We start from the raw sequence: 18,503 nt of genomic DNA on the forward strand, positions 1-18,503 counted from the left end.
CGTGAGCTCGCGCCGCCGCCCCCGCCCGCGCCTGCGTCGCCCCCCGTCCCACCCGCGCCCGCGGATCCCCCGGATCCTCCGGATCCCGTCGCATTTGCGCCCGGGTCGTCGCCCGAGCAGCCCCAGCAAACGAGCGCCACGGCCGTCGCGGTGCCCCACCCGATCCTCCACGCAACCCGGTTCGTCATGGCGGGAGCCTATCATCGCCCGGCCCTCCCGTGGTATACGCCCCGCCATGGCACAGGTCCACGGCGGCAGGCTCGTATCGAAGGCGCTCGCGCGGCACGGGGTCACCCACCTCTTCACGCTCTGCGGCGGGCACATCCAGGCCATTTACGATGGGTGTCTCGACGACGGCATCCGCGTGGTCGACGTCCGGCACGAGCAGACCGCGGGGCACGCGGCCGACGCCTGGGCGCGCGTCACGGGCAAGCCCGGCGTTTGCGCGGTCACGGCCGGCCCCGGCGTCACCGACACCGTCACGGCCGTCGCCAATGCACAGCGCGCCGGCATCCCCATGATCGTCATCGGCGGCGCCGGCCCGCGCCTGCTCGCCGACATGGGCTCGCTCCAGGACATGAACCACGTCGAGCTCATGCGCCCCATCACGAAGTGGAGCGTCTCCGTCCCCTCCACCGACCGCCTCCAGGAGTACATCGACGCCGCCTTCCGCATCGCGCAAGGCAACGTCCCCGGCCCGGTCTTCCTGGAGATGCCGCTCGATCTCCTCATGAACTTCGGCGACGACGCCCCGCCCGCCACGGTTCCCTTCGACGAACCCCCGCGCCCCGCCGGCAATCCGCACGCGATCGCCCGCGCCGCGGCCATGTTGCGCGAGGCCGAGCGGCCCATGTTCATCGTCGGCACGCAGCTCCGCTGGTCGCCGCGCAAGGAGATTTTGCGCGCGTTCGCCGATGCGATCGATGCCCCGTATTTCTTGAACGGCATGGCGCGCGGCGGCCTGCCGCATGCGCACCCGAACTTCTTCGCCCGGTCGCGCCGCGTCGCGCTCGGACAAACTGACCTTTGCGTCGTCCTCGGCACGCCCTTCGATTTCCGTCTCGAATATGGCCGCGCCATCAACCCGGGGGCGCGCGTCATCCAGATTGACCTCGACGGCAACGAGATCGGCAGAAACCGCAAGGTCGACGTCGCCATTCACGGCGACAGCGGCCTCGTCCTCGAGCAGCTCCTCGCCGAGGTGAAGGAGAAGCGCGCGCCCGGCTGGATCGCGGCGATGCGCGCGGCCGAGGACAAGTCGCGGGCCAAGATGCAGCCCGAGATCGACGCCACGACCGACCCGCCGAACCCGCTGCGCGTCTGCGACGAGATCGGAAAGCGCCTCGGCAAGGAGGACATCGTCATCGGCGACGGCGGCGATTTCGTGGCCACCGCGGCGAACGTGATCAAGCTCGAATGGCCGCAGCTCTGGATGGATCCCGGCCCGCTCGGCACGCTCGGCGTGGGCCCCGGGTATGCGATGGCCGCGAAGCTCGCCCGCCCCGGCGCGCGCGTCGTGCTCATTTACGGCGACGGCTCCTTCGGCTTCAACGCGGCCGAGTTCGAGGCGCTCGCGCGGCAAGGCATTCCGGTCATCAGCATCATCGGCAACGACGCCGCGTGGATGCAGATTCGCCGCGGCCAGGTCGATCTGTACGGCGCGGATCGCTCGCCGGCCACGGCGCTCGAATACACGCGTTACGAAAAGGTCGTCGAGGCGCTCGGCGGCGTGGGGTATTGGGTCGAGCGCACCGAGGACCTCGGCCCGGCGCTCGACGCGGCCTTCGCCGCGGACAAACCGTCCTGCGTGAACGTCAAGATCGCCCGCAGCGAGTTCCGCAAGGGCGCGATCAGCGTGTAACGGGGCGGGAGGTGGAGCTCCGCTTCTGCAATCCCGAACTCACGAGCCTGGACGATCTCGACACCGAGATCCTCGCGTGCAGCGTGTGGTCGGACGCGCGCCCGGTGCACGGCGCCTTTGGCCTCTGTGATTGGCGCCTCGCCGGGCACCTCTCCGGGCTGCTCCGGAGCGGCTTTTTGACGGGCAAGCTCGGCGAGGTGCTGATGGTCCCGGCCAAGCCGCGCCTCACGTTCGACAAGCTCCTGTTTTTCGGGGCGGGACCCCGCGAGGGGTTCGGCGAGGAGGCCTTCCGTCGCGTCGTTCAGCACATGCTCGACGTGATGGAGGGCCTCGCCGCGCGTGTCGCGGTCGTCGAATTGCCGGGCCGCCCGGACGGTCTGATCCCGGCCGAACGAGCGGCCGACATCCTGCTCGCGAGCGCCGGCCGCAAGCGCGAGCACGATGTCTGGACGCTCGTCGAGGGCGCCGACGGCAAACAACGAATCACGCAACACATGATCGAAGAGCGACGGCGGGTGCGGCGGGTGCTCTGAACATCAGAGCGCCTGACAAACCCCTTTCCGCTCCGTATTGCAGATGCGCCCGTCGACCTTCGGCGCGAGCGGCTTGTTCTCTTTTTTCAGCGCGGAGAGCTTATCGAGCACGACCTGCTTGATGTCCGGCCCCTTGGCGATCACCTTCGCCGAGCTCAGCATCGAATAGCCGTCCTTCTTCCCCTTCGGATCGACCAGGTAATCGATCGTCACCGCGTAGAGCACGTCCTTCGGCCCGATCTTCCGGGGTTTGGCGCCGAGCAAGGTCAGCTTCGAGGCCGTCTTTGCCGTGGTGTCGTGCTCGAAGGCGAAGCCCGCGACCTGGAGGAAATGCCCTTCGCCCGTCCAGTTCTCGATGCTGTGGTTCAAGGCCTTCTGCAAGGTCTCCCCGTTGATCTCGATGAGGTGGAGGATCGCCGGGTACGCGAAGAGCTCTTCGATGTTCCGCGCCGTGACCGGCTCGCCTTTGGGCAGGTTCAGGTTGATCCGCAAGGTCCCGCTGTTGATGAATGCGACCTGCGGGCGCTTCTTTTCCTTGGGGAACGCGGCGAGCGCCTGGTCGAGGATCCAGTCCCCGAGGTTCGTCTCGAAGCGGCGAATTTCGAGCTCCTCGGCGATGAGATCCTCGCCCGCCATGCCGAGCACCTCGGCGAGGCAGCCCGAGCCCGCGGGCAACTGACGCGTCTTTGCGCAGTATTCGTCCTCGTGTTTCTTGAGCGTGGCATCGACCCACGTCTTCATTTCGGGATCCTCGGGCACGGCCGCGCCTTCGAGCGGGATCCATTCGTGGGTGATGCGCACGGCGCCATTCGAACGCTCGATCTGGAGCAAGCTCGCGCTCACCGCGTCCGCGTCGGCCTTGTAGACCACGCGTTCCCCCACCGCGGCTTTTTGCTTCTGATGCTCGTGCCCGCCCAGGGTCACGTCCGGCCCCTCGGCGCCGAGTTTTTCCAGGAGCCCTCGATCCGTCGTCATATTCAGGTGCGTCAGCGCTACGACCGCGTCGGCGCCCTCTTTTCGCAGCGCGGCCGTCTGCGCGCGCGCGGCCTCGACGGGATCGTGGACCGCCGCGATGTACGGCTGATCCGCGCCGATCGTCACACCGAAGAGCCCGATCTTCAGCGGCCCGCAGGGCACGATCGTCCGCGGCAGGACCTTGCCTTCGGGCAGGGCCACGGCGGGTTTGCCCGCGTCGTCCACCTTGAAATGCACGTTCGCCGAGAGCCAGCGGAACTCCGACTCCGCGAGCCGCGCGGAGAGCACGGTCGGGTCGTCCTTGTCGAACTCGTGATTGCCGAACGCCGCGAAGAGCCGCGCATCCTGGCCCGGGCCGCCGTCGAGCCTGCTCATGGCCTCGACCATCTGCCGGCCCTTGTACATGTTGCTCAGGAAGGACGGGAACAACATGTCGCCCGCGTGCAGGACGACGAGGTCGGGATACTTCTTTTCGAGCTCCTTGCGGATCGTCCGGACCCGCGCCATGCCGCCCTTGCCGCCGGGCAATGCTTCGATTCGGTATGTATCGTTGATCGAGAGCACCGCGCACCCCGTCTTCGGCGCCGGCGGCGTCGTGGCCGTCGTCGTCGTCGTCGTGGTCTTGACGGGTTCGTCCGGGCCCTTCACGGGCGTCTCGGTCGCGGGCGCGCCGCAGCCCGACGCGAGGGCGAGCCCGAGAAGCAGCGTGGGGGCGTGTGTCCGGGCACGATCACGAATCCGAGGCGTCATCGTTCGGAGCGTACACGCCTCTCCGCCTCGAAATCCAGCACGACATGAGCTGTTGACTTTCAATTTCAACAACAGTACAGGGCATTTTCTTCCACGAGAACCGCATGCGCCCTCGCACCCTGCTCGGCTCGTTTTTGCTGCTCGCCTGCGCGACCCCGGCCTTCGCCGACGAGGCCAACCCCGCGCCCCCCGCACCCAAGGCCGCGCCAAACGAGGCGCCCGCGAAGGCCGAAGCCGCGCCGGACGCGGCCCCCGCGCCGCCGAAAGAAGGCGAAGCCGCGGCCGATGCACAGGCCAAGCCGCCCCCGCCCGAGGTGATCGAGGTGAGCGTGCTCGGCCGGAGCGACGACGCGCTCCAGAAGGTCCCGGGCTCGGGCACGTTGATCGGCGCGAAGGAGATCCGCCGCTCGATGCCCGCGGAAACGGGCGAGATCCTGCGGCGCGTGCCGGGCCTCGTGGTGCGCCCCGAGGAGGGCCTCGGCCTGCGGCTCAACGTCGGCATGCGTGGCCTCGACCCGACACGCAGCCGTCAGGTGCTCATCCTCGAAGACGGCATGCCCGTCGCGATCAACCCGTACGGCGAGCCAGATCTCTACTACTCGACGCCCGTCGAGCGCATCCGCGCGGTCGAGGTCGTGAAGGGCTCGGGCAGCATTTTATTCGGACCTCAAACCATTGGCGGGGTCGTCAACTTCCTTACGGCGCTGCCCCCGGACAAACCCGAATGGTCGCTCGAAGCGCAAGCCGGGCAGCGCAACTACTTCAAGCTCTCGGGTCTCTACGGCGGCACGGCCGGCGACGCGCGGTATGTGCTGCAATTGACGCGCAAGCAAGGCGACGGCTTCCGCGGGATCGAGTTCCACGCGACGGATTTCCTGGGCAAGATCGCGTTCCCGACCTCGGCGCGCGGCGAGGCCACGTTCAAGATCGCGGTGTACGACGAGTTCTCGCGCTCGACGTACGTGGGCCTGACGCGCCATATGTTCGAGCTCGACCCGCGCATGGCGTCGATCGCGCCGCACGACGGGTTCAACGTGCGTCGCTACGACGTCTCGCTCACCCACGAATACCGCATCAGCGAGGCGACGCGGCTGCGCACGTTCGTGTACGGCTACATCACGGATCGGGTCTGGCGCCGGCAGAACTACGATCGCGAGGCGAAACCGGACGTCAGCTACGAGCGAGTTGTCGGCGATGCGTCGGTCTCGGGCGCCGCGATCTATTTCCGGAATACCTCGATGGTCCGGGATCGCGAATACGAGGTCCTCGGCATCGAGCCGCGCATCGAGCACCGCTTCGAAACGGGCCGGGTGCGCCACACGATCACGGCCGGCGTGCGCGGGCACATCGAGACCGCCGATCGAAAGCAATTCCAGGGCGACATCATCGACACGGGGTCCGGGAACGTCCAGGACCGGGAGCACCACCGCACGTTCGCGTTCGCCGCGTATGCCCAGGACCGCCTCGCGTTCCGGGACGACCTGCTCGTCACCCCCGGCGTCCGCGTCGAATACGCGGCGAACCTGCGCAACGTGGATCGAACGTCGGAGAGCGGCACGGCGCGGGACGTGACGAACCGCGGCACGAGTGATTCGCTCGCGGTGATGCCCGGCATCGGAATGGTGTACGGCACGCCAAAGCTGAATTTCTTCGGCGGCGTGCACGTCGGGTATGCGCCGCCGCGCGTGTCGGCCGCGATTTCCCCGGGGGGCCAGGACACGCAGCTCGACGCCGAGGAGAGCACGAACTACGAAATCGGCATGCGGCTCGCGCGGCCGAGATGGATTCGCGCCGAGGTGACGGGGTTCGTCATGAGCTTCCGCAACCAGATCGTCACGGGCACGGAGGCGAGCGGGTCCCAGAGCGAGCTCGCGAATGGCGGACGAACCCTGCATCGAGGCGTCGAGGCCCAGGTCACGTTCGGCGTCGGCCAGGCGCTTCATCTGCCGCTCACGGTCGACGTGACGGGGCGATATACGTTTTCCGTTGCCACGTTCCGCGGCGGCCCGTTCGACGGCAATCGATTGCCGTATGCGCCGCTCCACACGGCGAGCGCGACGCTCGACGTCGAGCACCGCATCGGGATCGGGGCGCAGGTCGCGTGGAGCTACCAGAGTGATCAATTCGCCGACGAATACAACACGGTGCTCGTGGACCCGACGGGCCGCCTGGGGCTCGTGCCGTCGTACCACCTCGTCGACGTGGCCTTGCGGTACCGACACGCGAAGACGGGGCTCGGCGCGCTCCTCACGATGAAGAACGCGCTCGATCAGGTATTCGTGGCGACGAGGTTGCCCGACGGCATTCAAACAGGGGGATTCCGTCAAATCAACGTCGGGCTGCGGTGGGATCACCGGTAGGCCGCACCCCGGCCCCTCTCCCTCGCGGGAGAGGGGTGTGTCCGGTCAAACGATTATTTGGGGATCGGCGGGATCGGCACCGTGCCGACGGTGGTGCCGGCCTCGGCGCTCCACTGCCAGTTGTCGACGACGGCCGTCGAGTCGAGGGCGCCGTCGCCCGAGTCGTAGGCGCCCCAGCGAATGCGAATGGTGCTGCCCGGCGTGACGGGCGCCTGCGTCTTCAGCCAGCTTGTCGCCGCGTGGCCCTCGAAGCCGGTGCCTTGGAGCTCCGCCGTACCGAGCGGGCAAGCGAACGACTTGCCGCCCGCAGTGCAGGGCGGGCCGGCCGCGCAGCCGCACACGTTCATGAACGCGTTGTTCACGCTGATGGGGTTGCCCTGCATGTCGAACGAGATCTGCCCGTCCGTCTGGCCCGCCGGGATTGGCGAGAGGATTGCGACGAAGAAGTCGTTGTACTGGCTGCAAATGTAGACCGGCCACTCGTACGTGTAGAAGTTGAAGTCGAACGAGAAGCCCTTCGCGTTCTGCGGCACGCGAATCTCGAGCTCGACCGCCGTGGCGTCCTTGGGAGTACCCGTGACCTTGCCCGGGCACGCCGGCGACTCCTTCGGGAAGCCTTGCGGATGGCCGCTCGTGTACCCCTTGTCGAAGCCGCTCGGGCTCTGGTAGCCCGGATCCGACGGCTGACGCGCCGCGCCGCTGGAGACGCTGAAGAGCTTGCTGCCCGCCCGCGGCGTGACGTTCGGACCGAAGCCGCTGAGGATGCCGTGGCCGAGGTGGTAGTTTGCGCTGTTATTGGCGGCCGAGCCGTCGGCCATGACCCATTGCGCGCTGACCACGCCCCAATCGTTGCCGCCGGGCGTGGCGATCTTGCAGAGCTCCACCGCGCGCGCCGCGTCGAACGCATCCGCGCTGGCGACCGCGAGAACCGCGTCGCAGGTCTCGGCCGGCTCGTCGACGAGCATGTTGCAGTTCTCGTCCGACGGCTTGTACGCGGGGTCCATGACGTCGCCCACGACCTCGACCGAGTTCGGGCTCACGTTGGGGTCGCAATCGTTGCAGTCGCCCGCCGCCTCGCTGAACCCGTCGCCGTCGTCGTCCACGTTGACGTCGGTATCGCAGACGGGGCCACCGCCTCCGCCGCCGCCCGAGCCGACGAACGTGCCGCCCACGCCGTCTGCGCTCGAGCCGGCGCTGCCGCCCTGCGCCGTGCCGCCCATGCCGCCGTTCGCGTTCCCGCTCGACCCGTCCTCGCCCCCGGAACCCCCGTCTCCAAAGACGTTTCGGCCGCCCGTGGCCGTGCACGCGACGCCCAGCACGGTGCTGCCTGCAAGGCCGACGAGCCCGATCCACTTCACCAAGTTCCGCATGGCCACTCCTTGAAAAGCTGATCCGCGTCGAGGCCTCGGGCCCCGAGAAAAAGGGGGCCGCGCGGCCGCGAGCAGTCTACAGGCAAGGTGTGTCCGTCGTGCAGCAAGAAATCCGCGAAGGGACGCACGAACCGCGAGCCCGTCGTCCGGGCGATCGCTGGACCTCCAACGGTCGGCTGCCTCCCGTTCCGCGGCTAACGTGCCCGCGCCGTCTCCGTCATCGCACGCCAAAAGCGCTCGAGCCGGTGTTCGATCGCGCCGAACACCGTGCCCGCAGGGTAATGGCCGGTGTCGTCCGCGATACCTGCAGGTGAGCCTGTGAGCAGCTCGATACCTTCTTCGACCGCGGAAACCACGTGAACGTGGAATTGTTTACGCTCGATAGCCTCGACCACGTCGCTGCGCAACATCAGCGCGTGCTGATTCGTGGCCGGGAGCAGGACGCCCTGGTTGCCCGTGAGGCCTTTGGCCGCACAAAGGTCGTAAAATGCTTCAATTTTTTCATTGAGCCCGCCCACGGGCAGGACGCCGCCTTGCTGATCGACGCTGCCCGTCACGGCGAGGTCCTGCCGGAGCGCATACCCGGAGAGCGCCGAGAGCAGCGCATAAAGCTCGCTCGACGAGGCGCTGTCGCCGTCGATCGCCTCGTAGGTCTGCTCGAAGACGAGCGAGGCGCCGAACGAGAGCGGGCGGAGCTGCGCGAACCGGAGCGACAAGAAGCCCGACAAGACGAGCACGCCCTTCGCGTGGATCGGGCCGCTCATCTCGACCTCGCGCGCGATGTTCACGGGCCCCTCGGTGCCCGGATACACGACGGCCGTGACGCGGCACGGCCGGCCAAACGTGACCGGTCCGTCACTCAAGACCGAGATCGCGTTCACCTGACCGACGCGCCGACCCGTGACCTCGATGCGGATCGTGCCGTCGGCGAGCAGCTCGTGGACCTGGTCGCGGAAATGATCGCTGCGCCTGCGCGCCGCCGCGAGCGCGCTGCTGATCTCGGCGCCGTCGATGATGCGTTTGTCCTTCCGCGCCGCGCGGTAGCTCGCCTCCGTCGCGACCTCCGCGAGCAGGCCGAGCTGCGCCGTGACCTTGCGCTGGCTCTCGGCGAGGCGGCCGCCGTAGAAGAAGAGCTCGGCGACGGCGTCGGCCGTGAGCGGCAAGAGGCGTCGCTCGCGCACGATGTCCGCGAGGAACGAGGGGTACGTCGCGAGCGCCGCCCCGAGGGGCATCGTGCCCTCGAAGCGCGCCTGCACCTTGAAGAGCTGCGAGAACTCGGGGTCGGCCTCGTGCAGGTCCTGGTAGAGGTCGGGGCTCGCGATGAGCACGACCTTCAGGTCGAGCTGCATCGGCGGGAACATGAGCTCCTCGCTCGTGCCGCGGTAATACGTGGGGTTGTGCTCGGGCACGATGAACTTGCTCGCGAGCAGACACGCCTTGAGCTGCTCGTAGAGCGCCTCGTTCTTGAGCAGCGCGTTCGCCGGCAGGATCAAGAATCCCCCGTTCGCCAGGTGCAGCGCGCCCGCCACGGCGAACCCCGGCTCCGGCGGCGTGCCCGTGTCAGGCGGCGCGTAGCTCCGGCCGAAGAGCGCGGACAAGGTCGGGTACGGGACCTCCACGACCGGCGCGCCCGACCCAGGCTTGTGCTCGGTGAGCAACGTCGGCACCACGATGCCCCGCACGAGCACCGGCTGTTCGTCGTTGCCGGGTTCGTCCACGAGCAGGCGCGTCTCGCGCGTGACGAGTGTCTCCACCTCGCCGAGGAACGCGAGCAGCTCCGCCCGGCCCTCGAAGCGGGCGCGCACCGGCGAGAAGCACGCCTTCACCGCGTCGCCGAGGAGCTGCTTCGTCGTCGCGCGGAGCTCGGAGTCGGCCTCGTCCTGCACCTCGGCGAGCCGCTCCTCGAAGGCCTCGATCGCCGTCGTGATCAGCCGGATCGACTCGCTCGGCGGGTTCTCGTCGACGAGCGGCGTCACCTGGAACTCGCGCCCCGCGCGCACGACGTCGAGCCCGAGCCCCTTCGCCTGCGTGCGGAGCTCCTCTTCGAGCCGCGACTCCTCCGCCTCCACGCGCCGCTGCCCCCGCGCCCGCGCTTGCTTCCACCGCTCGCCTTCCGTCGCGCCGTGGATCGACTCCAGGAGCTTTGCGTAAAGCTCCTCCATCGCCTCCGTGAACGGCCGACCCTCGCCCGCGGGCAACGTCAGCACGGTCGGCTCGCTCGGGCGCCGCGGGTTCGGCAGGAGCAACATGTCGTCCGGCGTGGACAGCGTCGCCGCGAGTCGCCGCGCCACCTGACGCGCGCAGAAGGTCCGTCCGCAGCCGGGCGGACCCACGACGACCACGTGAAACCGGGACTGTCGGATATCCAGTCCGAACGAAAGCGCCGCGAGCGCGCGCTCCTGCGCCGCGATGCCCGAGACGGGCTCCACCTCGTCGGTCGTCTGGAACGACAACTCCGCGGGATCGATGCGCTTCAGGCACTCCGCTGCGGTCAGCTCACGTGCGGGCATATCTCCGGAAGATACCACCCGACCCCGCCCCCCGCCCGGCCCTCCTCGCGATGAGCCACCAACGTCCTCGACTGACGCCGCGCGCGGGGCGCTCGACGTCCCGTCAGCAGCAACGCAGTACGAGCACGGGGCACGTCGCCTTACGCAGGACGCGCTCGAAGACCGCCCCGTGCTCCTCGCTGCGGAGCCCATGCCACACGAGCACGGTGAGATCCGCGGCGAGGACGTCGGCGAAGCGGAGGATCTCGTCCGCGGGGTCGCCGGCGCCGAGGAAGAAGCGCGTCGGCACGTCCTCGGGGCAGTGGCCGATGGTCTTCGCGAAGCGGTGTACGAACTCGGCCGAAAACGCGGGCCACTCGTGATGCGGCTGGTCCATGTACTGCGGCGCGCCCATCGCGCCCGGCTCCAGGTGGGGGCTGTGCTGCGCCTCGCCCACGAGCACGAGGTCGAGCGACGCGCCCGCCCGCCGCGCGAGGTCCCCCGCCGGCTCGAGCGCGCTCGCCGTGCTCGGCGTCCCGTCGAGGGGCACGAGGATCCGTGCGAGCGAGAGCCTCTCCTCCGGCCGCACCACGATCACCGGCGCGTGCGACCGCTCGAGCGTGTGCGCCGCGAGGTCGCCGACCCCGAGACCGCCATGCCGGCCGCTCTCGGCCCCCACGATCACGAACGCCGTCGGGTGCGCCTCCGTGAAGGCCACGATCCGCTCCACGGGATCGCCCACCTCCACGTCGAGCACCACGCCGTCGAGCGCGTGCGTGGGCAGCCTGAGGAGCCTCGCCAGCTCGCCCGGCGCGACCTTCGCCTCCGACACGAAGATCCCGTGCAGCGGCTCGTGCAGCGTCCTCGCCACGAGCCGGCCCATCGCGATCGCCGCGGCCGCCGCGGCCGTGTCCGCGCCGTTCAGGGCCACGAGCACCCGTTGCCTCTTCGGCCGCGCCTCGCTGCGCGGCCCTTCCTCGGCGCCTCGTTCGACGCCGTGGGACGTCCCTTCCGCGAGATCCGCCGGCTTCATGGCTCGATCTCCTCCCACGCCAGATATCCTTCGTTCTTGCGCCGCGCCACGTAGGCCCGTCCCGGCTCGGCGCGCACCGTGTGCTTCGTGCCCGTCTCGCCGACGACGGCGAGCCCGATCGGCGCGGTCCCCTCGACCACGTGCACCTCCACCGCGCCCGGCAGCACGTGCACCCGCAGCGAGCGGCCGCGGAGCTGCATCGGCAAGGACACGCGCCGCATGCCTGGCAGGAGCGTCGGCTCGACGATCAGCGTCTCCGGATCCTCGGGCGTGGTCCGCAGGCCCGCCACGCCGAAGGCGACGGCTTGCCACAGGCTCCCGAGCCCTGCTGCGTGTACGCCGCCTGCGGCGTTGCCCATGTTGTTGCCGAGATCGATCGACGCCGTCTGTTCGAGGTACCGCGTGGCCGTCGCGAGCAGCCCGAGCCGCGCCGCCACGAGCGCGTGGATCCCCGGCGAGAGCGAGCTGCCGTGCGCGGTGCGGGGCTCGTAATAGAGAAAGTTCTTCCGCCGCGCATCGGGCGAGAACTCGTCCCACAGGAGCGCGAGGAGCTGCACGACGTCTGCTTGCTTCACGACCTGCGAGTTCCGCGTCCGCTCCCGCCCGAGCAGCATGTCGATCGGCACCGTGCGCGGCGAGTACGCGGCCACGTCCACGTATTCGAGATCGAAAAAGCCCTTGTGTTGTTCGATCAGCCCCGTGCGTGGATCCTCGCCGAGGTACATCCGCGCTGCGGTCTCCTCCCAGCGCGTGATCTCCTCCGGCGTGACCCCGAGTGCCGCCGCCTTCGCGCGCCCGACGCCTCGCGCGATCGCCACGGCGTACCGCAGGTTCTGCCGCGCCATCCAGTTCGTGAACGCGTTGTCGTCCACGCTCTCGTGGTACTCGTCGGGCCCGATCACCCGGTCGATGTGGAACTTGCCGTCGGCCTTGATGGAGCCGCGGCTCACCCATAAGCGCGCCGTTTCAACGAGAATCTCCGCGCCCTCCTCGCGCAAAATCCGCTCGTCGTCTGTGCTCTGCGCATAGGCCCAGATCGCGTAGGCCACGTCGGCGCTGATGTGGTGCTCCTCCAGCCCCGACAGGATCGGCACGATCTCGCCGACGGGGCTCCGCACGAACTCCGGCGTCGTCTCGTCCCCCGTGTCCGCCGACTCCCACGCGTAGAGCGCGCCCTCGTAGCCGAGCTTCTTCGCCTTGCGCCGCGCCCCGTCGAGCGTGAGGTGCCGGTAGAGCAGGAGCGTCCGCGCCGCCTCGGGCCACGTGTGCGCGTAGAACGGCACCATGAAGATCTCCGTGTCCCAGAAGACGTGGCCGCGGTACGCCTCGCCCGAGAGCGCGCGCGCGCCGATCGAGCAGCGCGGATCGTACGGCTGCACCGTCGCGATCAGGTGGTAGAGCGCGAACCGGAGCGCCCGCTCGATCCACGGCATGCCGTCGATCTCCACGTCCGACTGCCTCCACCGCGTCTGCCACGCCGCCACGTGATCCCCCAGCAACGCGTCGAACGACGTCGCCGCCGCTTCCCGTTCGAGCAGCTCGACCCGCTGCACCGGCGCCGTTCCGTCACGAGACGTGAACAGACCGACCACACGATGGAGCACGCTCGGCTCGCCGAGCCGGACGTGCAGCGTGCACCGCTCCATCGCCGACACCGGCCCGATCTCCCGCTCGCAGCGCATCTCCAGCGATCCCGGATCGGCCGCCGTCGTGCGTGATGCGAGCGCGAGCGCGAGCCCCCCGTGCGTCTTGCCCACGAGGATCGGCCCCACGAGCCCGTGGCGCGGCACGAACCCGGCCCAGTGCGACGAGCCGCTCCCGCTCTTCACGTCGCCCGACAGCACCGCGTCGACGACCACCGTGCCCGAGAAATTCTGGGGCGTGATCTCCACCGCCTCCAAGAGCACGTGCCGGTTCGCGAGCGACGCGAGGTGCGCCGTCCGGATCCGCGTCGCGTGCCCGCCCGGCCCCGTCCCGAGCCCTTCGCGCAGCAAGAGCCCGCGCCGTAGATCGAGCGTCCGGTGGTGCCGCTCCATCGCCGTCGTCTCCACCGCGAACGGCTCGCCCTCCACCGTGAACCGCAGCCGCCCCCAGTCCGGCGCGATGACGAGTTCCGGCACCGGCGATACGTCCGACGACGGCTCGAACGCGCCCGCGAGGAACGTCGCCGGCCGCGACACGCTGCTGCCCTCCGGGATCGACCCGCGCACCCCGAGGTAGCCGTTCGCGATCGTCAGGAGCGACTCGATCTCGTGCTCCCGCGCCACGTCGAAGCCGCTCTCCACCACCACCCACGCCGGGTCTCGTGGCGGCGCGAACGGCCCCATCTGCGCTTCCAGCGCGAGCTGCTGCTCCAGGATGTCCGCGAGCCCGGCGGGCCCGAACGCCTCGCCCACGACGAGCACGTCCTCGGACTCGATCCCGAACGGCCGCGCGAGCTCGCCCATCATGAACGAAAGCACGTCCTCGTGGTCCGCCGTGGGGGCGATCTCGACGGGCCTGCCGCGGTGGTCGAACCCGAACACGTGCTCGCCGCCGTCTGCCGCGGCGTACAGCCTTTTTCTCGGCTCTTCCGCGATCGCCGCCTCGATCGCCGGCAAGAGCGCGCCGAGGCTCGCTTCCGTCACGATCACCACCCGCGCGCCTCGTTCGAGCAGCGCTTCGACGAGGCCGAGCGCCCGCGTCGACTCGGGCGCTTGTGCCGATGCGCCTCGCGGGTCCCAGGTAAGCACGAACAGCCGAAAGAGGTGATCGAGCTCGGGCAGGGCGGACGTCGTGACGAACCCGGACGAGCGACCGGGCGTAGGCTCTCGGATCTCGGCAGCAGCGGTGGACGTCATGGGCCTCGTCCGTCGAGCGAGGACCGTGCCGCCTCCGCGCCCCCGGCGTATCGTCCGAATCCGTGCAGCTCCGTGGCATTTGCATCCCCTGCGCACGGAGCGCGAAACGGCCGGACGTGCGGGACGCCGCTCAGGCGGCCAGCCGCGAAAGCTCGTCGAGCAGCTTTTCGAGATCGAACGGCTTGCGGATCATCGCGCGCACCCGGCGGACGGGCACGTCGAGCCGTGACTCGTTCATCGCGGAGAGCACCATCACGGGGACGTCGATTCCTGCGCGATCGAGCGCGGCGAGGAACGCGTCGCCTTTCATCTCGGGCATCAAGTAATCGAGGAGAATCACATCGGGCCGGGCGCCTGCTTCCAGCCGCGCGAGCGCCACGCTCGCCACGGTGTGGGCTTCTACGTCGTAGCCTTCTTCCCGCAGCAGATCGGAAAGCGCTTCGACCAAGGCATCATCGTCATCCACGATGAAAACCGAGGGCCCGGATTTCTTGTCGCAGGGGCTACCGGGTGGCGCGGCCGGCACGTTCGGGCTCGGGCTCATGGGCCCCTTCCATCGAGCAGGTTCCCCGCGTCGTCGAGCCTCCGGACCCCTTGCCGCCGCTGGCCGATCGATTCATACGTTGTGAACGGCCGGCTCGACTTTGTGAGCTTGTTTGTCCAGGCGGAAATCGAGTGGGGGTAGGGACTTTCCGTAGGGCGTGTTCCGCGTGCGCCCGACCACAGCCGCACTTGACGCGCGAGTCAGGCTGAGGCCCAATTCGATGAAGGGCGGTCCTTGTCATGTCGGACACGAATAACAGCATCCGCGTTTACCTCATCGATGATCACCCCGTGTTGCGGGAGGGTTTTGCCAAAGCGCTGGAGGCAGAGCCGGGGATGACCGTCGTCGGGCAAGCGGGCACGGCGGCCGATGCGCTGCGGGAAGTGCAGTCGATCAAGCCTGAAGTCGTGCTGGTCGACTTGAACATTCCCGATCGCGACGGCATCGAGCTCCTCGCGGCTCTTCGCGTCCAGGTGCCCTCTGCGAAGCTGCTCGTGCTGAGCTGCTACGACGACGAATTCCGCGTCGCCGAGGCGCTGCGCGCGGGGGCGCAGGGCTACCTCGTCAAGACGAGCGAGCTCGCTGAAGTCATCGATGGCATTCGACGCATCGCGAGCGGCGGCGCGCCGCTGAGCCAGCGCATCGCGGGCGCTGTCGTCCGTGCGATGCGCAAACCTGCGCCCGAAGGCACGGGCGGCCTCGACGCGCTCACGCCGCGCGAGCGCCAGGTCTTGCGCCTCCTCGCGGCGGGCATCTCCACCCGCGAGACGGCCGCGCGGCTCACGATCAGCCCGAAGACCGTCGAGACCCACCGCGTGCGGATCTACGCGAAGCTCGGCTGTAAGAGCGCCGTCGAGCTCACGCGCATCGCGGTCCGCACCGGCCTCATCGAGGCCTAGCGCCTCGCTCCGCGGGCCCGACCTCCGGGCCCGATCCATCGGAAAAACCGAACGATCCCCTCGAAGCTTCGATCATGTGTCGCCGTCACGCGGCGCACCAGATCGTTTGTGCTGCAACAAAAGATCGATCCGAACTCCATCGATCGTGAGGCCCTCGATCGCGCAGTTCGTGATCGTCACGCCGGCGAGGCTCACGTCGTCGAGCGACGACCCTTCAAACGAAGCGTTGTGAATCTTCGCCTTCGCGAAGGTCACGTCGTCGAACGTCGCGGACTCGAACGACACGTTCTTCACGCTCGCCCGCGCAAAGCTCGCGTCGTCGAGCCTCGTGTCCTCGAACGACGCGTTGTGGATCGTCGCCTTGGAAAAACTCACGTCTTCGAACGACGCGCCTTCGAACGACGTGTCGCGCACCTTCGCGTCGGCCATCGTGACGTCGTCGAGTTCGATTTTTTCGAAGGACGCGTTCGAAACCTTCGTCGGCAACGTCGGTGTGTTTCCGGACTTGGCTCCGGTCGTCTTCGCAGGGCCGGTGGGCTTCGATCGCGCCTTCTTCTTCATGCGTACATGCTACCCCTCATCGCCGACTCCGGCTTCCCCCGTACGGCCACATCCAGGACGCCATGCACGAGCCCGTCACGCTTCCCCATCACGCCATCGTCACCGCGCCCGGAGCCTCGCCTTCGCGCTGCATGCTCGTGCTGCACGGGATCTTCGGCTCCGGCGGCAACTTCCGGACGTTCACCCGCGCGCTCGTGACGGCCTGCCCCGATTGGGCCTTCGTGCTCGTCGACCTGCGCGCGCACGGCCTCTCCACGTCACTCCCGCCGCCCCACACGCTCGGGGCCGCGGCGGACGATCTCGTTCGGCTTGGCGCCGCGCTCCCGTTCGACGTGCGTGGCGTGATCGGCCACTCCTTCGGCGGCAAGGTCGCGCTCGCGTACGCCGATCGCAGGCGTGGCGAGCTCGACCAGCTTTGGGTCCTCGACTCGACGCCGAGCGCGCGTCCTTCGGGCATGGACCGTGTCGGCGCGGCGAAGATCCTCGCCATGCTCGAATCCTTCCCCGCCGAGCTTCCGTCCCGCGAGCGATTCCTCGAGCTCGTCACCTCGCACGGTGTCTCGCGCGCCGAGGCCGACTGGCTCGCGATGAACGTCCGCCGCGAAGGCGACGCCTTCCGCTTCCGCCTCGACCTCGCCGCGATCCGCGACCTGCTCGCCGACTACTTCGCCCAGGACCTCTGGCCGGTCGTCGAGCGGCCCGACGGCCGTCGGCGCACTGGCTTCGTCATCGGCGGCCGTTCCGACACGGTCAGCGCCGACGATCGGGCGCGCCTCGCCTCGCTCGCTGCCAAGGACCCGACGCTCAGCGTCCACGTCCTCCCGAACGCCGGTCACTGGGTGCACGTCGACGACCCTGAGGGCCTCCTTCGCATCCTCGGCGCGGCCCTCGGCGGCTGAGGACTTTGCGCGAGGGTTTTTCCGGGCTACGGAGGGGAGGCCATGCGAATTGCCTCCTGGAACGTGAACTCGATCCGCGCCCGCCTCGAACATCTCCGCACCTTCCTCGGCAGTGCGAGCCCGGACGTCCTCTGCATGCAGGAGACCAAGGTCGAGGACGACAAATTCCCCGAGGAGGCCCTCGGCGACGCGGGCTATCGCGTCGTCCATTTCGGCCAGAAGACCTACAACGGCGTCGCCATCGCCGCGCGCTACGGCCTTGGCATCGAGGACGTGAAGAAGAACCTCGACGGCGACGAGGACGACGCCCCGCGCAGGCTCCTCGCCGCCACGATCGAGGGCGTCCGTATCGTCAACGTCTACGTGCCCAATGGCCAGGCCGTCGGCACCAAGCCTTTCGCCTACAAGCTCGCCTGGTTCGAGCGGCTCGGGCTCGACCTCGCCACGCACCACAAGCCCGACGAGCCCTTACTCGTTTGCGGCGACTTCAACGTTGCGCCGACGAACCTCGACGTCCACGAGCCCAAGCGCTGGGAGGGGCAGGTTCTCTGCCACCCGGACGAGCGCGCCGCTCTCGGGCGCCTGCTCTCCTGGGGCCTCGTCGACGCCCTGCGCGAGCGCCACCCCGAGGAGAAGGTCTACTCCTGGTGGGACTACCGCATGGGCGCTTACCGCAAGAACCATGGCTTGCGCATCGATCTCGCCCTCGTCACGCCGCCGCTCCTCGCGCGCACGAAGGACGTGTGGGTCGACCGCAGCGTCCGTGAGCTCGAACGACCCAGCGACCACGCCCCCGTCCTGATCGACATCGGCGAAAGTCAAGCCTGACTTCGGACAATCCCTGTCCGATCGGCCAAGAAACGACCGCCCTCAGATCGGACATAACCCGTCCGATCTGCCTCCATTTCGCCTCCGATCGAACCGCTCGATTTGCTAGTTTTCTCCGCGTGATGCGGCTCAACCTGGATGGTTATTCGCTCGACCTTCCCCCCGAATGGTCGGGTCTCGAAGACGTGACCTATTCCGATCCGAGCACCCTGCCTCCGGTCGCGCTCGCGGCTGAAGGAGGCACGGGCCGGCTCATGGTGGCCGAGATGCTCTTCGACGACGACGACGAGCAACCCGGCGGCGAGCCCGAAGAGCTCGAAGCCCTCGCGCGCGCCTGGGGCAAACGCCGCAGGCTCGAACCCCTGGAGATGGGCACCCACGAGCGGCCCGACGGCGTCGTCGCCACGGCCACCTACCTCGTGCGCGGCTGCTTCGTGCAGATCTGGTTCCTCTCGAACGGCGACCGCGTCGTGCAGGCGAGCTACGTCTGCCCCTGGGACGAACGTGACAACGAGGAGGCCGATCGCGAGGCGATCGTGCGCTCACTCCGCTGGTCGTGAA

The 18,503-nt window shown here is 68.8% G+C and carries 14 protein-coding genes; 7 read left to right on the forward strand and 7 right to left on the reverse strand.

Annotated elements, in window-relative coordinates; all coding sequences use genetic code 11:
- The first annotated feature begins 235 nt into the window (after positions 1–235).
- Positions 236–1,861 (forward strand): thiamine pyrophosphate-binding protein, encoded by a 1,626-nt coding sequence (locus tag POL67_RS51845; RefSeq protein ID WP_136934076.1) that lies wholly within the window; start codon positions 236–238, stop codon positions 1,859–1,861.
- 11 nt (positions 1,862–1,872) lie between these two features.
- Positions 1,873–2,394 (forward strand): M17 family peptidase N-terminal domain-containing protein, encoded by a 522-nt coding sequence (locus POL67_RS51850; protein ID WP_136934077.1) that lies wholly within the window; start codon positions 1,873–1,875, stop codon positions 2,392–2,394.
- A gap of 3 nt (positions 2,395–2,397) precedes the next feature.
- On the opposite strand, the gene POL67_RS51855 is transcribed toward POL67_RS51850, so the two are convergent.
- Positions 2,398–4,119, reverse strand: coding sequence for a bifunctional metallophosphatase/5'-nucleotidase (locus POL67_RS51855; RefSeq protein ID WP_271930406.1), 1,722 nt, complete (start codon positions 4,117–4,119; stop codon positions 2,398–2,400).
- Between the two features lie 104 nt (positions 4,120–4,223).
- On the opposite strand from POL67_RS51855, the gene POL67_RS51860 reads away from it, so the two are divergent.
- Positions 4,224–6,479, forward strand: coding sequence for a TonB-dependent receptor family protein (locus tag POL67_RS51860; protein WP_271930408.1), 2,256 nt, complete (start codon positions 4,224–4,226; stop codon positions 6,477–6,479).
- Between the two features lie 53 nt (positions 6,480–6,532).
- Here POL67_RS51860 and POL67_RS51865 read toward each other — a convergent pair whose 3' ends face one another.
- From POL67_RS51865 to POL67_RS51885, 5 genes are all read right to left on the reverse strand, one after another.
- Positions 6,533–7,849 (reverse strand): choice-of-anchor L domain-containing protein, encoded by a 1,317-nt coding sequence (locus tag POL67_RS51865; RefSeq protein WP_271930413.1) that lies wholly within the window; start codon positions 7,847–7,849, stop codon positions 6,533–6,535.
- Positions 7,850–8,043: 194 nt separating this feature from the next.
- Complete coding sequence (locus POL67_RS51870) at positions 8,044–10,359, reverse strand: ATP-binding protein (RefSeq protein WP_271930422.1); 2,316 nt, start codon at positions 10,357–10,359, stop codon at positions 8,044–8,046.
- Positions 10,360–10,462: 103 nt separating this feature from the next.
- Positions 10,463–11,371, reverse strand: coding sequence for a universal stress protein (locus POL67_RS51875; RefSeq protein ID WP_271930428.1), 909 nt, complete (start codon positions 11,369–11,371; stop codon positions 10,463–10,465).
- Positions 11,368–14,211: a glycoside hydrolase family 65 protein gene (locus POL67_RS51880; RefSeq protein WP_271930430.1), complete on the reverse strand. Its 2,844-nt coding sequence runs from the start codon at positions 14,209–14,211 to the stop codon at positions 11,368–11,370. The genes POL67_RS51875 and POL67_RS51880 overlap by 4 nt, the downstream gene beginning before the upstream one ends.
- Positions 14,212–14,341: 130 nt before the next feature.
- On the reverse strand, positions 14,342–14,755 hold the full coding sequence (locus POL67_RS51885; RefSeq protein ID WP_271930439.1) for a response regulator: 414 nt from the start codon (positions 14,753–14,755) through the stop codon (positions 14,342–14,344).
- Between the two features lie 239 nt (positions 14,756–14,994).
- On the opposite strand from POL67_RS51885, the gene POL67_RS51890 reads away from it, so the two are divergent.
- Positions 14,995–15,654 carry a response regulator gene (locus POL67_RS51890; RefSeq protein ID WP_136934084.1) on the forward strand — a complete coding sequence of 220 codons (660 nt, stop codon included), beginning with the start codon at positions 14,995–14,997 and terminating at the stop codon, positions 15,652–15,654.
- A gap of 72 nt (positions 15,655–15,726) precedes the next feature.
- Here the strand turns inward: POL67_RS51890 and POL67_RS51895 are convergent, their stop codons facing one another.
- Complete coding sequence (locus POL67_RS51895) at positions 15,727–16,215, reverse strand: pentapeptide repeat-containing protein (RefSeq protein WP_271930453.1); 489 nt, start codon at positions 16,213–16,215, stop codon at positions 15,727–15,729.
- Positions 16,216–16,277: 62 nt separating this feature from the next.
- Between POL67_RS51895 and POL67_RS51900 the strand changes: the two genes are divergently transcribed.
- The 3 genes from POL67_RS51900 to POL67_RS51910 all read left to right on the forward strand — a co-directional run bounded on the left by POL67_RS51900 (position 16,278) and on the right by POL67_RS51910 (position 18,502).
- Positions 16,278–17,114, forward strand: a complete 837-nt coding sequence (locus POL67_RS51900) for an alpha/beta fold hydrolase (RefSeq protein ID WP_271930456.1) — start codon at positions 16,278–16,280, stop codon at positions 17,112–17,114.
- A 42-nt stretch (positions 17,115–17,156) separates the two neighbouring features.
- Positions 17,157–17,942 (forward strand): exodeoxyribonuclease III, encoded by a 786-nt coding sequence (xth, locus tag POL67_RS51905; RefSeq protein ID WP_271930459.1) that lies wholly within the window; start codon positions 17,157–17,159, stop codon positions 17,940–17,942.
- 119 nt (positions 17,943–18,061) lie between these two features.
- Positions 18,062–18,502 carry a hypothetical protein gene (locus tag POL67_RS51910; protein ID WP_136934088.1) on the forward strand — a complete coding sequence of 147 codons (441 nt, stop codon included), beginning with the start codon at positions 18,062–18,064 and terminating at the stop codon, positions 18,500–18,502.
- Position 18,503: the final 1 nt, after the last annotated feature.

This window comes from Polyangium mundeleinium (assembly GCF_028369105.1).
In the GTDB taxonomy this organism is placed as follows: domain Bacteria; phylum Myxococcota_A; class Polyangia; order Polyangiales; family Polyangiaceae; genus Polyangium; species Polyangium mundeleinium.

Excerpts from the sequence above, each read along its gene's own strand:
- POL67_RS51865 (WP_271930413.1), bottom strand. The coding sequence starts at position 7,849 with ATGCGGAACTTGGTGAAGTGGATCGGGCTCGTCGGCCTTGCAGGCAGC.
- POL67_RS51880 (WP_271930430.1), bottom strand. The coding sequence starts at position 14,211 with ATGACGTCCACCGCTGCTGCCGAGATCCGAGAGCCTACGCCCGGTCGC.
- xth (WP_271930459.1), top strand. The coding sequence starts at position 17,157 with ATGCGAATTGCCTCCTGGAACGTGAACTCGATCCGCGCCCGCCTCGAA.
- POL67_RS51885 (WP_271930439.1), bottom strand. The coding sequence starts at position 14,755 with ATGAGCCCGAGCCCGAACGTGCCGGCCGCGCCACCCGGTAGCCCCTGC.
- POL67_RS51900 (WP_271930456.1), top strand. The coding sequence starts at position 16,278 with ATGCACGAGCCCGTCACGCTTCCCCATCACGCCATCGTCACCGCGCCC.
- POL67_RS51895 (WP_271930453.1), bottom strand. The coding sequence starts at position 16,215 with ATGAAGAAGAAGGCGCGATCGAAGCCCACCGGCCCTGCGAAGACGACC.
- POL67_RS51860 (WP_271930408.1), top strand. The coding sequence starts at position 4,224 with ATGCGCCCTCGCACCCTGCTCGGCTCGTTTTTGCTGCTCGCCTGCGCG.
- POL67_RS51875 (WP_271930428.1), bottom strand. The coding sequence starts at position 11,371 with ATGAAGCCGGCGGATCTCGCGGAAGGGACGTCCCACGGCGTCGAACGA.
- POL67_RS51870 (WP_271930422.1), bottom strand. The coding sequence starts at position 10,359 with ATGCCCGCACGTGAGCTGACCGCAGCGGAGTGCCTGAAGCGCATCGAT.
- POL67_RS51890 (WP_136934084.1), top strand. The coding sequence starts at position 14,995 with ATGTCGGACACGAATAACAGCATCCGCGTTTACCTCATCGATGATCAC.
- POL67_RS51855 (WP_271930406.1), bottom strand. The coding sequence starts at position 4,119 with ATGACGCCTCGGATTCGTGATCGTGCCCGGACACACGCCCCCACGCTG.
- POL67_RS51845 (WP_136934076.1), top strand. The coding sequence starts at position 236 with ATGGCACAGGTCCACGGCGGCAGGCTCGTATCGAAGGCGCTCGCGCGG.